The organism is Microbacterium sp. CR_7, from assembly GCF_041954755.1.
Lineage (GTDB): Bacteria > Actinomycetota > Actinomycetes > Actinomycetales > Microbacteriaceae > Microbacterium.
On sequence record NZ_JAVAYF010000004.1, the window covers coordinates 134879 to 153325 of the forward strand.

The 18447-nt window shown below is 70.0% G+C and carries 16 protein-coding genes; 8 read left to right on the forward strand and 8 right to left on the reverse strand.

Annotated elements, in window-relative coordinates:
• Positions 1 to 26 precede the first annotated feature (26 nt).
• Together RAC81_RS09735 and ald are read right to left on the reverse strand one after the other, a co-directional pair.
• Complete coding sequence (locus tag RAC81_RS09735; protein ID WP_375082164.1) at positions 27 to 1229, reverse strand: pyridoxal phosphate-dependent aminotransferase; 1203 nt, start codon at positions 1227 to 1229, stop codon at positions 27 to 29.
• An 81-nt stretch (positions 1230 to 1310) separates the two neighbouring features.
• A complete protein-coding gene (gene ald, locus RAC81_RS09740) occupies positions 1311 to 2405 on the reverse strand; it encodes an alanine dehydrogenase (protein WP_375082165.1) in 1095 nt (364 codons plus the stop codon).
• Between the two features lie 117 nt (positions 2406 to 2522).
• On the opposite strand from ald, the gene RAC81_RS09745 reads away from it, so the two are divergent.
• Entirely contained in the window at positions 2523 to 3032 is a 510-nt protein-coding gene (locus tag RAC81_RS09745; RefSeq protein ID WP_375082166.1) for an Lrp/AsnC family transcriptional regulator, read from the forward strand.
• Positions 3033 to 3156: 124 nt separating this feature from the next.
• Here RAC81_RS09745 and RAC81_RS09750 read toward each other — a convergent pair whose 3' ends face one another.
• The 5 genes from RAC81_RS09750 to aceA all read right to left on the reverse strand — a co-directional run bounded on the left by RAC81_RS09750 (position 3157) and on the right by aceA (position 7405).
• Positions 3157 to 3570 carry a type II toxin-antitoxin system VapC family toxin gene (locus RAC81_RS09750; protein ID WP_375082167.1) on the reverse strand — a complete coding sequence of 138 codons (414 nt, stop codon included), beginning with the start codon at positions 3568 to 3570 and terminating at the stop codon, positions 3157 to 3159.
• Positions 3558 to 3815 carry a type II toxin-antitoxin system Phd/YefM family antitoxin gene (locus RAC81_RS09755; protein WP_375082168.1) on the reverse strand — a complete coding sequence of 86 codons (258 nt, stop codon included), beginning with the start codon at positions 3813 to 3815 and terminating at the stop codon, positions 3558 to 3560. Before RAC81_RS09755 ends, RAC81_RS09750 begins: the two co-directional genes overlap by 13 nt.
• A 45-nt stretch (positions 3816 to 3860) precedes the next feature.
• Complete coding sequence (locus tag RAC81_RS09760) at positions 3861 to 4295, reverse strand: hypothetical protein (RefSeq protein WP_375082169.1); 435 nt, start codon at positions 4293 to 4295, stop codon at positions 3861 to 3863.
• Positions 4296 to 4385: 90 nt separating this feature from the next.
• On the reverse strand, positions 4386 to 6041 hold the full coding sequence (gene aceB, locus RAC81_RS09765; RefSeq protein ID WP_375082170.1) for a malate synthase A: 1656 nt from the start codon (positions 6039 to 6041) through the stop codon (positions 4386 to 4388).
• Between the two features lie 38 nt (positions 6042 to 6079).
• On the reverse strand, positions 6080 to 7405 hold the full coding sequence (aceA, locus tag RAC81_RS09770) for an isocitrate lyase (RefSeq protein ID WP_375082171.1): 1326 nt from the start codon (positions 7403 to 7405) through the stop codon (positions 6080 to 6082).
• A 134-nt stretch (positions 7406 to 7539) separates the two neighbouring features.
• On the opposite strand from aceA, the gene RAC81_RS09775 reads away from it, so the two are divergent.
• The 3 genes from RAC81_RS09775 to RAC81_RS09785 all read left to right on the forward strand — a co-directional run bounded on the left by RAC81_RS09775 (position 7540) and on the right by RAC81_RS09785 (position 11464).
• Positions 7540 to 8991, forward strand: coding sequence for a helix-turn-helix domain-containing protein (locus tag RAC81_RS09775; RefSeq protein ID WP_375082172.1), 1452 nt, complete (start codon positions 7540 to 7542; stop codon positions 8989 to 8991).
• A gap of 243 nt (positions 8992 to 9234) precedes the next feature.
• Positions 9235 to 10803 (forward strand): glucoamylase family protein, encoded by a 1569-nt coding sequence (locus RAC81_RS09780; protein WP_375082173.1) that lies wholly within the window; start codon positions 9235 to 9237, stop codon positions 10801 to 10803.
• Positions 10804 to 10837: 34 nt separating this feature from the next.
• The gene (locus RAC81_RS09785) at positions 10838 to 11464 is read left to right on the forward strand and encodes a TetR/AcrR family transcriptional regulator (protein ID WP_375082174.1); all 627 of its coding nucleotides are present in this window, start codon (positions 10838 to 10840) and stop codon (positions 11462 to 11464) included.
• A gap of 85 nt (positions 11465 to 11549) precedes the next feature.
• Here RAC81_RS09785 and RAC81_RS09790 read toward each other — a convergent pair whose 3' ends face one another.
• On the reverse strand, positions 11550 to 13058 hold the full coding sequence (locus RAC81_RS09790; RefSeq protein ID WP_375082175.1) for a PucR family transcriptional regulator: 1509 nt from the start codon (positions 13056 to 13058) through the stop codon (positions 11550 to 11552).
• A 101-nt stretch (positions 13059 to 13159) separates the two neighbouring features.
• On the opposite strand from RAC81_RS09790, the gene gabT reads away from it, so the two are divergent.
• From gabT to RAC81_RS09810, 4 genes are all read left to right on the forward strand, one after another.
• A complete protein-coding gene (gene gabT, locus RAC81_RS09795; RefSeq protein ID WP_375082176.1) occupies positions 13160 to 14521 on the forward strand; it encodes a 4-aminobutyrate--2-oxoglutarate transaminase in 1362 nt (453 codons plus the stop codon).
• 98 nt (positions 14522 to 14619) lie between these two features.
• Entirely contained in the window at positions 14620 to 16002 is a 1383-nt protein-coding gene (locus tag RAC81_RS09800; protein WP_375082177.1) for a flavin monoamine oxidase family protein, read from the forward strand.
• A complete protein-coding gene (locus tag RAC81_RS09805) occupies positions 16002 to 16886 on the forward strand; it encodes a universal stress protein (RefSeq protein WP_375082178.1) in 885 nt (294 codons plus the stop codon). Before RAC81_RS09800 ends, RAC81_RS09805 begins: the two co-directional genes overlap by 1 nt.
• Positions 16886 to 18430, forward strand: coding sequence for an APC family permease (locus RAC81_RS09810; protein ID WP_375082179.1), 1545 nt, complete (start codon positions 16886 to 16888; stop codon positions 18428 to 18430). Before RAC81_RS09805 ends, RAC81_RS09810 begins: the two co-directional genes overlap by 1 nt.
• Positions 18431 to 18447 lie beyond the last annotated feature (17 nt).

Genomic DNA, 18447 nt, shown 5'->3' on the forward strand with positions numbered 1-18447 from the left:
CGGGACAGCGCGTTCCGTCTCGGGTCTCAGGAGGCGAACAGGCGCTGCAGGCGCTGCACGCCCTCGAGCAGCTGGTCGTCTCCGAGTGCGTACGACATGCGGATGTAGCCGGAGGGGCCGAACGCCTCGCCGGGAACGACAGCGACCTCGGCCTGCTCCAGGATCAGGTCGGCGAGCTCGAGCGAGGTCGTCGGTGTCACGCCGCCCCAGGTGCGGCCCAGCAGGCCCTGCACGTCGGGGTAGACATAGAACGCACCGAGGGGGTTCGGCACCACGAGGCCGTCGATCTTCGACAGCTCCGAGACGATCAGCCGGCGGCGGCGGTCGAAGGCCTCGCGCATCTGCTCGGCCTCGGTCTGCGGTCCGTTCAGCGCCGCGATGGCCGCCTTCTGGGCGACGTTGTTCACGTTGCTCGACAGGTGCGACTGCAGGTTGCCGGCGATCTTGATGGCGTCGGCGGGTCCGACCATCCAGCCCACGCGCCATCCGGTCATGGCGTAGGTCTTCGCGACGCCGTTGACGAGGATCGTCTGGTTCGCGACCTCGGGGACGGCTGCGACGATCGAGGTGGCCGTCGCGCCCTCGTACGTGAGGTTCTGGTAGATCTCGTCCGAGACCACCCAGATGCCGTGCTCGAGGGCCCACTCGCCGATGGCCCTGGTCTCCTCGGCCGTGTACACCGAGCCGGTCGGGTTCGAGGGCGAGACGAACACGAGCACGGTCGTGCGCTCGGTGCGCGCGGCCTCGAGCTGCTCGACCGTCACCTTGTAGTCCTGGTCGGCTCCGGCGAAGACCTCGACCGGGGTGCCGTCGGCGAGGCGGATCGCCTCGGGGTACGTCGTCCAGTACGGGGCGGGAAGCAGCACCTCGTCGCCCGGGTTCACGACGGCCTGGAAGGCCTGGTACACCGACTGCTTGCCGCCGTTGGTGACGATGACCTGACTGGGCGAGACCTCAAGGCCCGAGTCTCGAAGCGTCTTGGCGGCGATCGCCTCGCGCAGCGCGGGCAGACCGGGAGCCGGCGTGTACCGGTAGCTGGCCGGGTCCGCGAGCGCCTCGGCCGCGGCATCCACGATGAACTGCGGGGTCGCGAAGTCCGGCTCGCCGGCGGCGTACGAGATGACGTCCTTGCCCTCGGCCTTGAGGGCCTTGGCCTTGGCGTCGACCTTGAGGGTCGCCGACTCTGCGATGGCGGACAGCTTGCGGGAGAGAGGTGCGCGTTCGGTCACGGTATCGAGCGTACCCGGGTCGGTGTCGCGCAGGAGGGGTGCGTCGACATCAAAAATGTCCGTTCTTTCGTGCTGAGCCGGTCAGACCGTCGCGAAGCCGTGGGCCCGGGCGACGGCATCCAGCGTGATGCGTCCGCCCTGTACGTTCAGGCCCTTCGCCAGCGACGGGTCGTCGGCCGCCGCCCGCTCCCAGCCCTTGCCGGCGATCGCCGAGACGTAGGGGAGCGTGGCGTTCGTGAGCGACCGGGTCGCGGTCTCGGGGACGGCGCCTGGCATGTTCGCGACGCAGTAGTAGATCGAGTCGTGCACGGCGAACGTCGGGTCGTCGTGGGTGGTGGGGTGCGAGCCCTCGAAGCATCCGCCCTGGTCGATCGCGATGTCGACGAGCACAGAGCCCGGCTTCATCGCCGCGACCATCTCGTCGGTGACGAGCTTGGGGGCCGCCGCTCCCGGAATCAGCACCGAACCGATCACGAGATCAGCGGTCGTGAGCGCCTCGGCGATGTCGTAGCGGCTCGACGCGCGGGTCTCGAGCGCGCCGCCGTAGCGGTGCTCGAGCTCGCGCAGCCGGGGCAGCGAGATGTCGATCACCGTGACCTGCGAGCCGAGACCGAGCGCGTTGGCCGCAGCGTGCTCGCCCGCGACGCCGCCGCCGATCACGACGGTCTTGGCACGAGGCGCCCCGGCGATACCGCCCATCAACACGCCGCGGCCGCCGGCCGAGCGCATGAGCGAGTACGAGCCCATCGTGACCGACAGGCGTCCGGCGATCTCGCTCATCGGAATGAGCAGGGGCAGGCTGCGGTCCGGCAGCTGCACCGTCTCGTAGGCGACGGCCGTCGTGCCGGCGTCGACGAGGGCGTTCGTGAGCGCGCGATCGGCGGCGAGATGCAGATACGTGAACAGCGTCAGGTCGTCGCGCAGGAAGCCGTACTCCTGAGCGATCGGCTCCTTGACCTTGATGAGCAGCTCCGCTTCGCCCCAGGTCTCCTCCGCCGTCTCGACGATCTCGGCTCCCGCGGCGCGATAGGCGTCGTCGGAGATGCCTGAGCCGACGCCGGCACCCGACTGCACGAGGACGCGGTGGCCCTCGTGCACGAGGCGGTCAGCACCCGCGGGGGTGAGCGCCGTGCGGTTCTCGTTGTTCTTGACCTCGGTGGGCACGCCGATCTTCATCGATCCTCCTGGTGACGCGGGGCGGTGCGGTGCACCCAGAATCGCAGAAACATCGGATTGGCAACAGAATCGGTGAAGAAGATTCGGTGATGCACGGCATCCTGAATAATCATTCGCATGGATGCCACCCCCGAACCCGCGCAGACGAACACTCTTCGGGCGCCTGCGCTCGATGCGACGGATGCCAGGATCGTGCAGCTGCTCAGCGCAGACGGTCGCATGACGAACGCCGAGCTGGCCGCGCACCTGGGCGTCGCCCCGTCGACGGCCCACACCCGGCTGCGCGCGCTCGTCGACCGCGGCGTGATCAGCGGATTCCACGCGAGCGTCGACGAGCGGATGCTGGGCGCCGGCCTCCAGGCCGTCATCGGCGTCACGCTGCGTCCGAGCGGTCGACGTGAGAGCATCGTCGAGTTCGCCGACCGGGTGCGCGTGCTGCCGCAGGTCATCCAGGTGTTCTTCCTCGGCGGCGACGACGACTTCCTGCTGCACATCGCCGTCGCGGACTCCTCCGAGATGCGGGAGTTCGTGCTGGAACATCTCTCGGCGCAGTCGAGCGTCGCCTCGACCCGCACGAGCATCGTGTTCGACTACCACCGCAATTCCGTGGCGGCGTCGTTCCGCTGAGCCGGGTCATCGGGGCCGGGATGCACGCCGGATGCGCGGATGCAGGTCGGCCTGACGGCATCCGACCTGCAACCGTGTTCCCGGCCTGCCGGTGGGCGGTGCGCAGCGCGGGTCGCGCGGGGCGTCAGCGGCGCACCACGGTGATCAGGTCGGTCAGGCCGAGGAAGGCGTCGCTGTCGCGGGAGACGAGCGTCAGCCCGTGCGCGAGTGCCGTGGCGGCCAGCATCCGGTCGGACATGTGCGGCCGCACCGGGACACCCTGGGCACTCAGGTGCGCGAGTACGCGATCGTAGGCATCGGCGCAGTCGTCGTCGAAGGGGATGCCGTCGCCGAACGTCGTTCGGAGCGCCGCCAGTCGCGCGGAACGCTGCTTGAAGACCTGCAGATCCTGTGTCGTGTGCAGGCCCTTCGCGAGCTCGACCCACGACAGCGTGCTCACCCGAAGATCCTCGAACTCGGACAGGTCGGCCGGAGCCTCGCCCTCGGCCCTCGACGCGATGAGGATGTCGGTGTCGAGCAATGCGATCACGCGCGCCACGGATCCCGCTCGTCGTCGAGGTCGGAGCGCTCGATCGCGATCTGCGTCGCCCATTCCGCATCGACGGGGGTGCGGGCGATCACCGCGAAGAGGTCGTCGGGTGTGACGCGGCGGCGGGCCGGCGGGGGGACGAGTCGAGCGATCTCCCGGCGGTGGCGCGTGACGGAGTATGTCTCTCCGTGTTCGACCGCGTCCAGGGCGGCGGTCGGGTTCTGACGCAGATCGCCCACGGAGATCGTCTTCATGAAGCGATTCTAGCAAATCTAGACAAATATCTAGATCGGCGGGATTCAGGCCCCGAAGGATGCCGGAAGGGCGCAGTAGTCCGCGAATCGACGCGAGGGATTCGCCGGATCGGTCAAGTCGACGAGCGCGGAGGCGACCGAGTGCGGCTGCTCGTCGCCGGCGAGCTGCCACAGCGTGAAGTTCCACAGGCCCCGCGACTTCTCGCTCAGCAGGGCAGCGGGTCCCGAGACGATGAGCACGGTGCCATCGGCGGCTCCCGCGCGGAACGGCGCGATCACGTCGGCGCGCAGCGCCTCGTCGTCACCCTCGGCGGTGTGCGCGCGTTCGACGGTCTGCCCCGCGTCGGTCAGCGCCGCGGCGAGGTCGTCGGCGGCGCGGCGCGAGCGCTCGGCATCCGCTCCGGCGACGGCGAGCAGTCGCTTTCCGCGCGGGTACAGGTGCAGGAACTCCGCGGCGATCCCGGTCCAGGTGTCGGTCATGGATTCAGGCTACGCCCGCACGGAGGGGCGGGGGCCGGGAACGAAGGAGGGTCCGGATGCCGTGCGGCCCCCGGACCCTCCTTCAGGGGGTCAGGCCTCGTCGACGAGGAAGCGAGAGTAGGCGCCGACCGTCAGGAAGGCGGGGAACTCCGGCTGCAGGGCCACCTCGCGGAAGACCTCGGCGGCGTCGTCGAAGCGGTCTCCGGCCGACCGCGTGGCTCGGGCGAGCACGTCCGAGATCAGCCCCTCGACGTACTCCGCCGTGATCGGCGTGCCGTCGTCGGTCGTGCGGTCCTGATGGATCCACTGCCACACCTGCGAGCGGCTGATCTCGGCGGTCGCGGCATCCTCCATGAGGTTGTCGATCGCCACGGCGCCGAGTCCGCGCAGCCAGGCCTCCAGGTAGCGGATCGCCACCGAGACGTTGTCGCGGACGCCCTGCGCGGTGATCGGGCGGCCGATGTGCAGGTCGAGCAGATCCTCCGGAGCGACCGACACCTCGGGCCGCTGCCGGTCGACCTGGTTCGGGCGGTCGCCGAGCACGGCGTCGAACTCGGCCTGCGCGGTGGGGATCAGGTCGGGGTGGGCGACCCACGTGCCGTCGAAGCCGTCACCGGCCTCACGCTTCTTGTCGGCGGACACCTTCTCGATCGCCCGGGCCGTGACCTCGGGATCGCGGCGGTTCGGGATGAACGCGCTCATGCCGCCGATCGCATACGCTCCCCGCTTGTGGCAGGTCTGCACGAGCAGCTCGGTGTAGGCCCGCATGAACGGCACCGTCATCGTCACCTCGCTGCGGTCGGGGAGCACGAACCGGGCGCCGCGCCCGCGGTAGTTCTTGATGATCGAGAAGATGTAGTCCCAGCGTCCGGCGTTCAGTCCGGCGCAGTGGTCGCGCAGCTCGTAGAGGATCTCATCCATCTCGAACGCCGCCGGCAGCGTCTCGATCAGCACGGTCGCGCGGATCGTGCCGTGGGGGATGCCGATGTACTCCTCGCTGAAGGAGAAGACGTCGTCCCACAGCTTCGCCTCCTCGCTCGACTCGATCTTCGCCAGGTAGAAGTACGGTCCGCGGCCGTTCGCGATGAGCTCCTGCGCGTTGTGCAGGAAGTACAGGCCGAAGTCGACGAGGGAGCCGGATGCCGCGGTGCGGCGCCCTGCGCGGTCGATGAAGGCGATGTGCTTCTCGGGCAGGTGCCAGCCGCGCGGACGCATCACGATCGTGGGGGTGCGCTCCGCCGTGACCCGGTACTGCTTGCCCTCGGGGGACGTGAAGGAGAGCTCGCCGCGGATCGCGTCGCGCAACGACAGCTGCCCCTCGATCACGTTCTTCCAGGTGGGGCTGGTGGCGTCCTCCTGATCGGCGAGCCAGACGCGGGCGCCGGAGTTCAGCGCGTTGATCGTCATCTTCGGGTCGGTGGGGCCGGTGATCTCGACGCGACGGTCCTCGAGCCCGGGGCCGGCGCCGGCGACCCGCCACGATGCGTCTTCGCGGATGTGCCGGGTGTCGTCGCGGAAGCGCGGGTCGTGGCCGTTGCCGATCTCGAAGCGCCGCCGCATCCGGTCGGCGAGGCGGTCGTGCCGACGCGAGGCGAAGCGGTGGTGCAGCTCGGTGAGGAACGCGATCGCCTCGGGCGTGAGGATCTCGTCGTACCTGGGGCGCGTCGGGCCGGTGATCGTGATGGCCGGGCCCTGCTGGGTGGTCTGGATGGGAGCGGTGGTCGGGGGAGCGGTGGGAGTGGTCATGATCGGTGTCCTTTGACGTGTCGGTGAGAGACGGCGGGTCAGTGGAACTGCGCGGTCTCTGTGGAGCCGGCGAGGGCGAGTGTCGCGCTGTCGGGGTTGAGCGCGGTCGAGATGACGTCGAAGTAGCCGGTGCCCGCCTCGCGCTGGTGCTTGGTGGCGGTGTAGCCGTCGGCCTCGGCGGCGAACTCGGCCTCCTGCAGCTCGACGTACGCGCTCATGGCGCGCTCGGCGTAGCCGCGGGCGAGGTCGAACATGGAGTGGTTCAGGGCGTGGAAGCCGGCCAGGGTGATGAACTGGAACTTGTAGCCCAGGTCGGCGAGCTCGCGCTGGAACGTCGCGATCTCGGCATCCGAGAGGTGGCGCTTCCAGTTGAAGCTCGGCGAGCAGTTGTACGCGAGCATCTTGCCGGGGAACTCCGCGTGGATCGCCGCCGCGAACTCGCGCGCCAGTTCGATGTCGGGCTCACCCGTCTCGACCCAGAGCAGGTCGGCGTACGGCGCGAACGCGAGGCCGCGGCTGATGACCGACTCGATGCCGGGGCGGATGCGGTGGAACCCCTCGGCCGTGCGCTCGCCGGTGAGGAACTGCTGATCGCGCTCGTCGACGTCGCTGGTCAGCAGGTCGGCGGCGAGAGCATCCGTCCGCGCGATGATGACGGTGGGGACGCCCGCGACGTCGGCAGCCAGACGGGCCGCGTTCAGCGTGCGGATGTGCTGCTGGGTCGGCACGAGGACCTTGCCGCCCAGATGCCCGCACTTCTTCTCGCTCGCGAGCTGGTCCTCCCAGTGGATGGCCGCCGCCCCCGCCTGGATCAGCGACTGCGCGAGCTCGTAGGCGTTGAGCGGACCGCCGAACCCGGCCTCGGCATCGGCGACGATCGGCGCCAGCCAGTCCTGGGTGATGTTCCCTTCGGCGTGCTCGAGCTGGTCCTGGCGCAGCAGTGCGTTGTTGATGCGGCGCACGACGGCCGGCACCGAGTTCGCGGGGTACAGCGACTGGTCGGGGTAGGTCTGACCGGCCAGGTTGCCGTCGGCCGCGACCTGCCAGCCCGAGAGGTAGATGGCCTTGAGCCCGGCCCGCACCTGCTGCACGGCCTGGCCGCCCGTGTAGGCGCCGAGTGCGCGCACGTACTCCTCGGTGTGCAGCAGGTTCCAGAGGTTCTCCGCACCCCGGTGGGCGAGGGTGGAGTCCTCCCGGACGGAGCCGCGGATGCGGATGACGTCGTCTGCCGTGTACGTGCGCTCGACGCCGTCCCAGCGGGGGTCGGTGTCCCAGATCTCCTGCAGCTCTGCGGCCGTCTGGACCTGGTCGCCCGCCCGCAGACCGGCGGGACGAGGGGTGCGGTTCTCAGCGGTGTTCGACATGGTGTCTCCTTCATCGGATTCCGGCGGCGGTGCCGGGTGGCGTATGACAACCATCCGTGAAGATCGACAGCAACCCAGGTCATTTATGGAGTGAAGATCATGCGAAATTCTGTTTCTGTGACAGAATCGCGGCCATGGATGCTCTCAGCGACGAGAACGAGACCGACGCCCTCACGATCGGGCGCCGCATCAGGCAGCTGCGCACCTCGCGCGGGATGACGCTCGACGACCTCGCCTCGGCGGTCGATCGCGCGCCGAGTCAGCTGTCGATGATCGAGACGGGCAAGCGCGAGCCCAAGCTCACACTGCTGCAGACGATCGCCCGCGCGCTCGGGGTCACGATCGACGCCCTGCTGGAAGGGGAGCCGCTCGACGAGCGGAGCGCTGCCGAGATCGCGCTGGAGCGGGCGATGAAGGGCCAGACGTTCCAGGCGCTGGGCATCGAGCCCTTCCGCATCGCGAAGAGCGTGCCGACGGAGGCGCTCAAGGCCCTGCTCGCGCTGCACGGCGAGATCGACCGGCTCCGCGATGAGCGGGCGGCGACGCCGGAGGAGGCGCGGCGGGCCAACGTCGAGCTGCGGCACCTCATGCGGCGGCAGGACAATCACTTCGCGGACCTGGAGGCCAAGGCGTCGGAGATCCTCGCCGCGGTGCGGCATCCCGGCGGCCCGCTCACGCAGCGGACAGCCTCCGAGATCGCCGCCTATCTCGGCTTCACGCTGCACTACGCGCCCGACCTGCCGCAGACCACGCGCAGCGTGGCGGACCTCGCGAACGGCCGCCTCTACCTCTCGAGCAGGGTGCCGGCCAAGGGCGACGCCCGCACCGCCGTGCTGCAGGCGCTGTCGAGCCGCATCCTCGGGCACGCGGAGCCGCGCAGCTACGCCGAGTTCCTGCGTCAGCGCGTCGAGACGAACTACCTCACGGGGGCGCTGCTCATGCCTGAGGCGCACGTCGTCCCGGCCCTGCAGGACGCGAAGGCGCGGCGGTCGATCTCCATCGAGGACCTGCGCGACGCCTACTCCGTGTCGTACGAGACCGCCGCGCACCGCTTCACGAATCTCGCGACGCGGCACCTCGGCATCCCCGTGCACTTCCTCAAGGTGCACGAGTCGGGCACCATCACGAAGGCCTATGAGAACGACGACGTGAACTTCCCGACCGACCGCCTCGGTGCGATCGAGGGGCAGATGTGCTGTCGGCGCTGGACGAGCCGCGTGGTGTTCGAGGAGGACGACCGGTTCAACCCGTACTACCAGTACACCGACACGGGGAACGGGACGTACTGGTGCACCGCCCGCGTCGAGGCGTCGAGCGAGGGGCTGCACTCGGTGAGCGTCGGCGTGCGCTTCGACGACACGAAGTGGTTCGTCGGACGCGACACCCCGCACCGCGGCGTCTCGAAGCACTCGATCGAGGTGTGCTGCCGTCGCGCGCCCGCCGAGCTCGAGGAGCGCTGGCGCGAGCACTCCTGGCCGAACGTGAAGACGCCGCGCACGTTGCTCGCGACGCTGCCGACCGGGTCGTTCCCGGGGGTCGACACGACCGACGTGTACGAGTTCCTCGACGCGCACGCGCCGCGCTGAGCGTGTCGCGGGGGTCGCTCTCGTGCGGCTGCCGCGTGCGCTGTGCGGCGTGTGCTCCTGCATTCGTCGAGACCCACCACGCGCGTCCAGACCCACCTTCGCCAGCGTCCGGGGTGGTGGGTCTCGACGCGCGTGGTGGGTTTCGGCGTCGGGGAGAGGGGTTGAGTGAACACCGAACACGTGTTAGGTTTTCACGAATCGGAGCGCTGCGATCGGCGGCGCCGTTCTCGACGAGGAGACACGATGAAGCGATGGATGAGCGCACTGGCGGCGACCGGACTGGTCGTCGCGGGACTCGCGATCGCCGGCCCCGCGGTCGCCGGCGGCAATGGCCACGGCGGCGGCAAGCCCGGCACCGAGGAGCTGAACCGTTGGGCGGTCGACACCTGGCGGTCCCTCGACGCGATGACCGATGAGCAGACGGGTCTGCCGTCCGACAACATCACCGGCGATCTGCAGACGCCGGGCGCCTACACCTCGCCGACGAACATCGGCGGGTACCTGTGGTCGACCGTCACGGCGCGCGACCTCGGCATCATCGGCGACGACGAGGCGCACGAGCGCCTCGCCACGACCCTCGACACCCTCGCCGGTCTCGAGCGCAACGACGCGAGCGGCATGTTCTACAACTGGTACTCGCCCACCACGGGGGAGAAGCTCACGACCTGGCCGGACTCCGGCGACCCGGTGTACCCGTTCCTCAGCACGGTCGACAACGGATGGCTCGCCGCATCCCTGCGCATCGTGCGCGAGGCCGAGCCCGACCTCGCGGAGCAGGCGGACGCGCTGTACGACTCCATGGACTTCGGAGCGTTCTTCGACCCCGCCGGCGCCGCGGGGCTCCCGGCCGGCACGAACCGCGGCGGGTTCTGGGACGCGGCCCCGCCGGACTGCAGCGTCGAGGCGCCGATGTACAACGGCTCAGGAGAGACCGCGTACTACACCTGCCACCACTACGACACGACCGTGAGCGAGAGCCGCATCGCGACGTACCTCGGCATCGCGAACGGACAGATCCCGGCGACCGCGCTGTCCGGCACGCATCGCACCATGCCCCCGGGGTGCGACTGGGCGTGGCAGGAGCAGCTGCCCCAGGGCGAGTACCGCACCTACGACGGCGTCGAAGTCTGGGAGGGCACGTACCAATACGGCGGGATGTCGTTCGTGCCGAGCTGGGGCGGCAGCATGTTCGAGTCGCTGATGCCCGACCTGCTCGTGCCCGAGACGAAATGGGGTCCGAAGTCGTGGAAGCTCAACCACCCGATCACGGTCGCCGTGCAGAAGCAGCACGGCCTCGACGAGGCGGGCTACGGCTACTGGGGCTTCTCCCCGGCGAGCGACCCGTTCGGCGGTTACGCCGAGTACGGCGTCGACATCGCCGGCATGCGGTCGGACGGCTACACCTCGGACGCCGAGAAGACCGATGTCGACGTCGACCGCCCCGGATGCTCGACGGGCAGCAACCCCGACCCCGAGTTCGGTGACGGCGTCGTGACACCGCACGCCGCGTTCCTCGCGCTGCCCTACGACCGGCAGGGCGCCCTGAGCAACCTCGAGGGCATCGAGAACGACCTCGGCGCGTACGGGCCCGGCGGCTTCTACGACGCCGTCGCGGTGAAGAGCGGCACGATCGCCGAACGGTACCTGTCGCTGGACCAGTCGATGATCATGGCGGCCATCGGCAACGAGCTCACGAAAGATACACTCAAGGACTACTTCGTGGACCGCGAGATGGAGCAGACGCTGCGGCCCGCGATGAAGCAGCAGGTATTCGGCTCGTCGTGGGGAGCGGGGCACGGCCACGGCGGCTGAGGCCCTCGCCTGCGTCGGCGGACGGGAGCGGGCAGTGGGCACGGATCAGCAGCCGGTCGTCGGGCGTGGGCGCCGCGGCCCCTACGCGGCGGGTCAGGCCCGACGGCAGGCGATCGTCGACGAAGCGCTCGCGGTGTTCTCCCGCACGGGATTCCACGGCGGATCGTTGCGGGAGATCGCCAAGCGCGTCGGCGTCACGCCCGCGGGTCTGCTGCACCACTTCGCCGACAAGGAGGAGCTCTTCGCCGAGGTGCTGCGACAGCGCGACGAGAAGGTGCGCGCCGCGGCGGGGGAGCCCGCCGAGCACACGCTCATCGAGCAGGCGAAGCGCGTCGTCTCGCACAACCAGACCTCTCGCGGCCTCACCTCGCTGTACGCGATCGTGTCGGCGGAGGCCACGGATCCCGACCACCCGTCGCACGCCGACTTCGCCGCGCGGTACCGCGAGCGGGCGGCCGAGGCGGAGGAGATCCTGCGCCGCGGACAGGATGCCGGCGAGGTGCGCGCCGACATCGACCCCGCCCATGCGGCGCGCCTGATCAGCGCGGTGATGGACGGCATCCAGCTGCAGTGGCTGCTCGACGATTCCGTCGACATGGTGCCGCTGTTCGAGGAGTTCGTGGGGCGGTATCTGAACCCGGCGCCCGGTACGGACGGCTGACCGATCCCCGCCCGGCTGGCCGGATCCCGTGCGCCGGCCGGCCGGGCGGGGAATCGCCAGCCATCCGGCCGCGAAGGGCGCGGCGTCAGTCGCGCGCCGTCTGCAACAGCGCCCACAGCTCGGCGCGGGCCGGGAACGACGACAGATCGACGCCGAGCAGCGCGCCCGCCTGAGCGATGCGCGACCGCAGCGTGTGGCGGTGCACGCCCAGAGCCGCGGCGGCAGGCTCGGCCTTCGCGTCGTGCTCGAGCCACACCCGCACGGTCTGCTCCAGGTCGCCCGCCGCGCGGGCATCGTTCTCGCGCAGTGGCGCGAGACGGGACTCGGCGAGCAGACGCGCCTCGTCGGTCGCGAGCGCGCTGAGGATGCTGGAGCCGACCGCGTCGGCATAGCGGTGGACGCCGGCGTCCGTCTGTCGGCGCAGCGCCGCGACGGCCTGCGCGTGGGCGCGCGAGAAGGCGTCGTACGATTCCGATCCCGACGCGCCGATGCGGATGTCGAACCGATCGGCGACCTCGTCGAGCAGCCCTTCGTCGGCGGCCGACACGCACAGCGTCACACCGTCGTCGGACTCGGCGACGAAGGACGCGGTGCCCTCATCCGTGCGGCGTCGCTCCCACCAGTCGGTCAGCGGTCCGGCCGGGGCGTCGGCCGCGACCGCGACGACGATCGGGGCCGGCGGCAGTGCACCGAGCACACGACGTGCGAGCGCCGGGTCGTCAGCCTGCAGCGATGACAGCAGCTGCGAGTGCAGGCGCCGCCGGCTCCGTGCGAGCTGCTCGCTCTGCTCGAGCGCGAGCCCGGCCATCGCGATGACCGAGGTCACGACGGTGCGCGCCTCGGGGTCGAGGCCGTCGATCCCGAGTGCGATGACCCCGCGCAGGCGGCCGCCGCGTCCGATGGTGAACAGCATGAACGAACGGTCGCCGACCGTGAACGACTGCCCCGCCTCGAGTCCGCGGGTCAGCACCTCGGCGACGTGCTGCCCCAGCACGTCCTGCGCGGCGTCCGCGAGCTCGTCGACCGGGTGCGACGACTGCAGCGCCCCCGAGGCGTCGTACATCCCGACCCAGACGCCGAGGCGTCGGCCGAGCTCGGCGAGGGTCGCGTCCAGTCCGCGGGGGCGGAGCGCCGCGAGAGCGAGTGCGCGCTGGGTGTCGAGGGCCCAGGAGCGCCTCGCATACGCCTGGGCGGCGATCGCCTCGGAGTGCGCGCGCGCCACGGCGATGAACGGCGTGCGATAGGGGACCTCGAAGAGCGGCATCCCCCGTCTCGCGCACGCGAGGACGAGCTCGTCGGGGATGCCGGCGCGATGCACCTCCGTTCCGAAGCCGAGTCCGCGCACACCGCGGTCGGCGAGTCGGTCGACGTACACGTCGACGTCGGTGTCGGCGTCGAACTGGACCCCGGTGGTGAGCAGGGCGAGGTCCTCCGAGAGGAACGGCGTCGGGTCGGCGAGGTCGGAGCTGTGCACCCAGCGCAGCGGGCTCGCCAACGCGTCCCCCGGGAGTTCCTGCGGGTCGGAGACGAGGCGCAGACCGAGGTCACGACGTCGCAGCAGCGCGCGCAGTGTCGGTTCGTCGGCGATCTCCATCGCGCCCTTCTCTACCGGAATATACGCTGAGGCGAATCTCTCGTTCAGATTGTACAGTCCGGCGAATGCCAGCGCGCGGACGGCGGTCGTACGCTCGCGACATGGCTCTCCTCGACACCGACACCGCGACCGTTCCCCTCGGCGGACCCGACCTCCCCCAGGAGCGTCGGCTCGTGACCGAGCTCCCCGGGCCCCGCTCGGCCGAGATCCTCGCCCGTAAGGCCGAGGCCGTGCCCGCCGGAGTCGGCCACACGGTGCCCGTCGCGGCCGTCGCCGCGGGTGGAGGCGTCGTCGTCGACGCCGACGGCAACTCGCTCATCGACCTCGGCTCCGGCATCGCCGTGACGACCGTCGGCAACGCGCACCCCAAGGTGGCCGCCGCCGTCGCGGCCCAGGCCGCGCAGTTCACGCACACCTGCTTCATGATCTCGCCGTACGAGTCGTACATCGAGGTCGCCGAGGCGCTCAACCGCCTCACGCCCGGCGACTTCGCCAAGAAGAGCGCGCTGTTCAACTCCGGCGCCGAGGCCGTCGAGAACGCGATCAAGATCGCGCGCAAGCACACCGGTCGCCAGGCCGTCGTCGCGTTCGACCACGGCTACCACGGCCGCACCAACCTCACCATGGCGCTCACCGCCAAGTCGATGCCCTACAAGAGCGGCTTCGGCCCGTTCGCGCCCGAGGTCTACCGCGCACCCATGTCGTACCCGTTCCGCGACGGTCTGTCGGGCCCCGAGGCCGCAGCCCGCGTCATCCTGCAGCTCGAGAAGCAGGTGGGGGCCGACAACCTCGCCGCCGTCATCATCGAGCCCATCCAGGGCGAGGGCGGGTTCATCGTCCCCGCCGACGGCTTCCTCCCCGCGATCCTCGACTGGTGTCGCGCGAACGGCGTCGTCTTCATCGCCGACGAGGTGCAGACGGGCTTCGCCCGCACCGGCCACATGTTCGCGAGCGAGATCTTCGGCATCGAGCCCGACCTGATCACCACCGCCAAGGGCATCGCCGGCGGTCTGCCCCTGGCGGCCGTGACCGGTCGCGCCGAGATCATGGACGCCTCGCACACGGGCGGCCTCGGCGGCACCTACGGCGGCAACCCGATCGCGTGCGCGGCGGCGCTCGCCGCGATCGACGTGTTCGAGAACGACGGCGTGATCGAGCGCGCCCGCGAGATCGGCGAGATCCTCAAGAGCCGCCTCACGTCCCTGCAGCAGGGCGACGCCCGCATCGGCGACATCCGCGGTCACGGCGCGATGATCGCCGCCGAGTTCGTCGACCCCGAGACCCAGGCTCCGGATGCCGCGCTCACGGCCGCCGTCGCCAAGGCGGCGATCGCGAAGGGCGTGATCGTGCTCACCTGCGGGACCTACGGCAACGTCATCCGCTTCCTGCCCCCGCTGGCGATCGGCGACGACCTGCTGAACGAGGGCCTCGACGTCATCGCCGAGGCGCTCGCGTCGGCGTGAACCAGGGCCGCTGAGGCGGCCCCACACACGTCCGGCCGCGACTCGTATCGGGGGATTTCGAGTCGCGGCCGGCAACCTTTCCAACGAAGGAGAAGCAGATGGCTGAGATCACCCGTGACGTGCTGATCGTTGGCGCCGGAGCCGCAGGGCTCACCGCCGCGAACGACCTGCGCAAGGCCGGCCTGTCGGTGGCCGTCCTGGAGGCCCGCGACCGCGTCGGCGGCCGTCTGTGGACCGACGTCATCGACGGAGCGATGCTCGAGCTCGGCGGTCAGTGGGTCTCTCCCGATCAGGATGCGCTGAAGGACACCCTCGAGGAGCTCGGCCTCGAGACCTACAGCCGCTACCGCGAGGGCGACAGCGTCTACGTGGGACCCGACGGCCAGGTGCATCGCTTCACGGGCGAGATGTTCCCCGTGTCGCCGGAGACCGAGAAGGTCATCGCCGAGATCACCGACCGCCTCGACGAGATGGTCGCGCAGATCGACCCCGATCGCCCGTGGGAGCACCCGCAGGCGAAGGAGTGGGACAGCGTCACGTGGGACGCCTGGCTGCGTCAGCAGACCGACGACGACGAGGCCGTGCGCAACCTGGCCTTCGCCACCGGGTCTGCGATGCTCACGAAGCCGACGCACACGTTCTCGCTTCTGCAGTCGCTGCTCATGGCGGCATCCGCCGGGTCGTACTCGAACCTCGTCGACGCCGACTTCATCCTCGACAAGCGCGTGGTGGGCGGTCTGCAGCAGGTGCCCATCCTGCTCGCCGAACGCCTCGGCGACGACGTGCTGCTGGGCCAGCCGGTGCGCACGCTCGAGTGGGGCGACGACGGCGTGGTCGCCACGACCGACGGACTCACCGTCCGCGCACGCTTCGCGATCCTCGCGCACGCGCCCGTGCTGTACGACAGGATCTCGTTCGTGCCGCCGCTGCCGCGCCGCCAGCACCAGCTGCACCAGCACCTGTCGATGGGTTTCGTCATCAAGGTGCACGCGGTCTACGACCGCCCGTTCTGGCGCGAGCAGGGACTCAGCGGCACCGCGTTCAGCCCGTACGAGCTCTCGCACGAGGCGTACGACAACACCAACCACGGCGATGAGCGCGGAACCCTCGTCGGGTTCGTCAGCGACCAGAACGCGGACGATCTGTTCGCGCTGAGCGACGAGGAGCGCAAGGAGCGCATCCTCGAGTCGCTCTCGCACTACTACGGACCCGAGGCCAAGAACCCTGTCGTCTACTACGAGAGCGACTGGGGCACGGAGGAGTGGACGCGCGGCGCCTACGCCGCGAGCTTCGACATGGGCGGTCTGCACCGGTACGGCGCCGACCTGCGCACGCCGGTCGGACCGATCCACTTCGCCTGCAGCGACATGGCCGGCGCGGGCTTCCAGCACGTCGACGGTGCGATCCGCATGGGTCACCTGGTCGCCTCGAACATCGTCGAGTCGACGAGGGATGCGGGCGAGACGGCCGAGGTCGGCTGATGACCGGCTCGATCGTCGTCGGCTACACGGCGACGGATGCCGGAGCGGATGCCGCCGCGCTCGGCGCTCGTCTGGCGCGCAGCCTCGGCGCGACGCTCCGCCTGGTGATCGTGCTGCCCTCGGAGGGCACGCGCAACGCCGCGGTCGCTCCGGAGCGCGCGTACGAGGAGCACCTGCGTCGCCAGGCGACGCAGTGGCTCGAGGATGCCGTCAGCGGCCTGCCGCAGGAGCTCGTCCGCACGGGGCACGTCCGTTTCGGAGAGTCCTTCGCCGAAGGACTCATCGCGGCGGGCGAGGAGTTCGGCGCACGCCTCATCGTCGTCGGCGCCGCGAACGGCAGCCTGTTCGGGCGTCACCGCCTGGGCAGCGTCGCCTCGGAGCTGCTGCACTCCTCGACCATCCCGGTGGCACTGGCCCCGGCCGGCACCTCGACCGAGGACGACCACGTCCTGCCCCGCGTGACGGTCGCCGTCGGCACCCGCCCCGGCGCGGAGAACCTCCTCGACGAGGCGGCGACGGTCGCCGCCGATGCGCACGTCGGCCTGAGGCTCGTGTCGCTCGTTCCCTTCGACGTGCCTCCCGGCCTCGACACCGGTTCGATCCGTCTGGCGGGCGACGAGCACTCCCGCGAGGTGCTCGCCGTGGCATCCCGGCTCCTGCCCGACACCCTCGACGCCGTCGCCGAGGAGGCCCCCGGCGACTCCGTGGAGGATGCGGTCGCCCATCTCTCGTGGCTCCCCGGCGAGGTCGTTCTCGTCGGCTCCAGCCGTCTGGCGCAGCCGCGCCGTCTCTTCCTGGGTTCCACGGCGGCGAAGATGCTGCACGAGCTGCCCGTCCCGATGATCGTGGTCCCGCGTACGCGGGCCGAAGCAGGAGTCCGATGATGAGCAACTCGAACCGGGCGACGGAGCCCGTATCCGGCGTGACGACCGGCATCTCGCAGAAGGGCCTCAGCGCCGGGGCGGTCGGCGTGCTCGGCGCCGTCGTGATCGGCGTGTCGACCATCGCCCCCGCCTACACGCTCACGGCGTCTCTGGGCCCCACCGTTGCGGTCGTCGGCACGCAGGTCCCGGCCATCATCCTCGTCGGCTTCATCCCGATGCTGCTCACGGCCTTCGGCTACCGCGAGCTCAACCGCGAGATGCCCGACTCGGGGACTTCGTTCACCTGGGGCGTCCGCGCGTTCGGCCCCTGGATCGGGTGGATGACGGGCTGGGGCCTCATCGCCGCCACCGTCATCGTGCTGTCGAACCTCGCGGGCATTGCCGTCGAGTTCCTGTTCCTGCTCATCGCGCAACTCTCGGGCAACCCCGACATCGCCGATCTCGCCTTCAACCCGTTCATCAACGTCGTCGTCTGTCTGCTCTTCATGCTCGGCGCGACGCTGGTGTCGTACCGCGACATGCAGACCACGCAGAAGTTCCAGTACATCCTGGTCGGCTTCCAGGTGCTGGTGCTCGTCGTCTTCTCGGTCGTCGCGATCGTCAAAGCCGTGGACGGCGAGGCTCCGGACCCCACCGCGTTCTCGTGGTCGTGGTTCAACCCGTTCGAGGTGCCGACCTTCAGCGCCTTCGCGGCCGGTCTGTCGCTGTCGATCTTCATCTTCTGGGGCTGGGACGTCGTGCTCACCATGAACGAGGAGACGAAGGACCCGGCGAAGACCCCCGGTCGGGCCGCCATGGTCACGGTGTTCGTCGTCGTCAGCCTGTACCTGCTCCTCGCGATCGGCCTCATCATGTTCGCCGGCGTCGGCGACGGCGAGCTCGGACTCGCGAACGAGGACATCTCGGCGAACGTGTTTTTCGCGCTGTCCGATCCGATCCTCGGGCCGCTCGCGTTCCTCGTGTCGCTCGCGGTGCTCTCGAGCTCCGCCGCGTCGCTGCAGTCGACCGCTGTCGGGCCCGCGCGCACGCTGCTCGCGATGGGACACTACGGTGCCCTGCCCAAGAAGTTCGCGAGGGTCAGTCCGCGGTTCTTCACCCCCGGGTACTCGACGATCGTCTCGGCCGTCGTCGCGTCGGTGTTCTACGCCGTGATGCGACTGGTCAGCGAGAACGTGCTCACCGACACGATCCTGTCGCTCGGCATGATGATCTGCTTCTATTACGGACTCACCGCGTTCGCGTGCGTGTGGTACTTCCGTCGTCAGTGGTTCGACTCCGCACGCAGCTTCTTCTTCACGTTCCTGTTCCCGTTGGTCGGCGGCGCGATCCTCGCCGTGCTCTTCGTGACGACCCTCATCGACTCCATGGACCCCGCCTACGGCAGCGGATCGAGCGTCGGCGGCGTCGGACTCGTGTTCGTCCTCGGGGTCGGCATCATCGGCATCGGCATCGTCATCATGATCTGGCAGGCGATCAAGCGCCCCGCGTTCTTCCGCGGAGAGACGCTCACCGCCGACGCACCGCCGAGCCTCCGCCGCCGCTGACCGGAACCACCTCCAGA

Coding starts and splice junctions, on each gene's coding strand:
- ald (WP_375082165.1), bottom strand. CDS start 2,405: ATGAAGATCGGCGTGCCCACCGAGGTCAAGAACAACGAGAACCGCACG.
- RAC81_RS09745 (WP_375082166.1), top strand. CDS start 2,523: ATGGATGCCACCCCCGAACCCGCGCAGACGAACACTCTTCGGGCGCCT.
- RAC81_RS09755 (WP_375082168.1), bottom strand. CDS start 3,815: ATGAAGACGATCTCCGTGGGCGATCTGCGTCAGAACCCGACCGCCGCC.
- RAC81_RS09760 (WP_375082169.1), bottom strand. CDS start 4,295: ATGACCGACACCTGGACCGGGATCGCCGCGGAGTTCCTGCACCTGTAC.
- aceB (WP_375082170.1), bottom strand. CDS start 6,041: ATGACCACTCCCACCGCTCCCCCGACCACCGCTCCCATCCAGACCACC.
- aceA (WP_375082171.1), bottom strand. CDS start 7,405: ATGTCGAACACCGCTGAGAACCGCACCCCTCGTCCCGCCGGTCTGCGG.
- RAC81_RS09775 (WP_375082172.1), top strand. CDS start 7,540: ATGGATGCTCTCAGCGACGAGAACGAGACCGACGCCCTCACGATCGGG.
- RAC81_RS09780 (WP_375082173.1), top strand. CDS start 9,235: ATGAAGCGATGGATGAGCGCACTGGCGGCGACCGGACTGGTCGTCGCG.
- RAC81_RS09790 (WP_375082175.1), bottom strand. CDS start 13,058: ATGGAGATCGCCGACGAACCGACACTGCGCGCGCTGCTGCGACGTCGT.
- gabT (WP_375082176.1), top strand. CDS start 13,160: ATGGCTCTCCTCGACACCGACACCGCGACCGTTCCCCTCGGCGGACCC.
- RAC81_RS09800 (WP_375082177.1), top strand. CDS start 14,620: ATGGCTGAGATCACCCGTGACGTGCTGATCGTTGGCGCCGGAGCCGCA.
- RAC81_RS09805 (WP_375082178.1), top strand. CDS start 16,002: ATGACCGGCTCGATCGTCGTCGGCTACACGGCGACGGATGCCGGAGCG.
- RAC81_RS09810 (WP_375082179.1), top strand. CDS start 16,886: ATGAGCAACTCGAACCGGGCGACGGAGCCCGTATCCGGCGTGACGACC.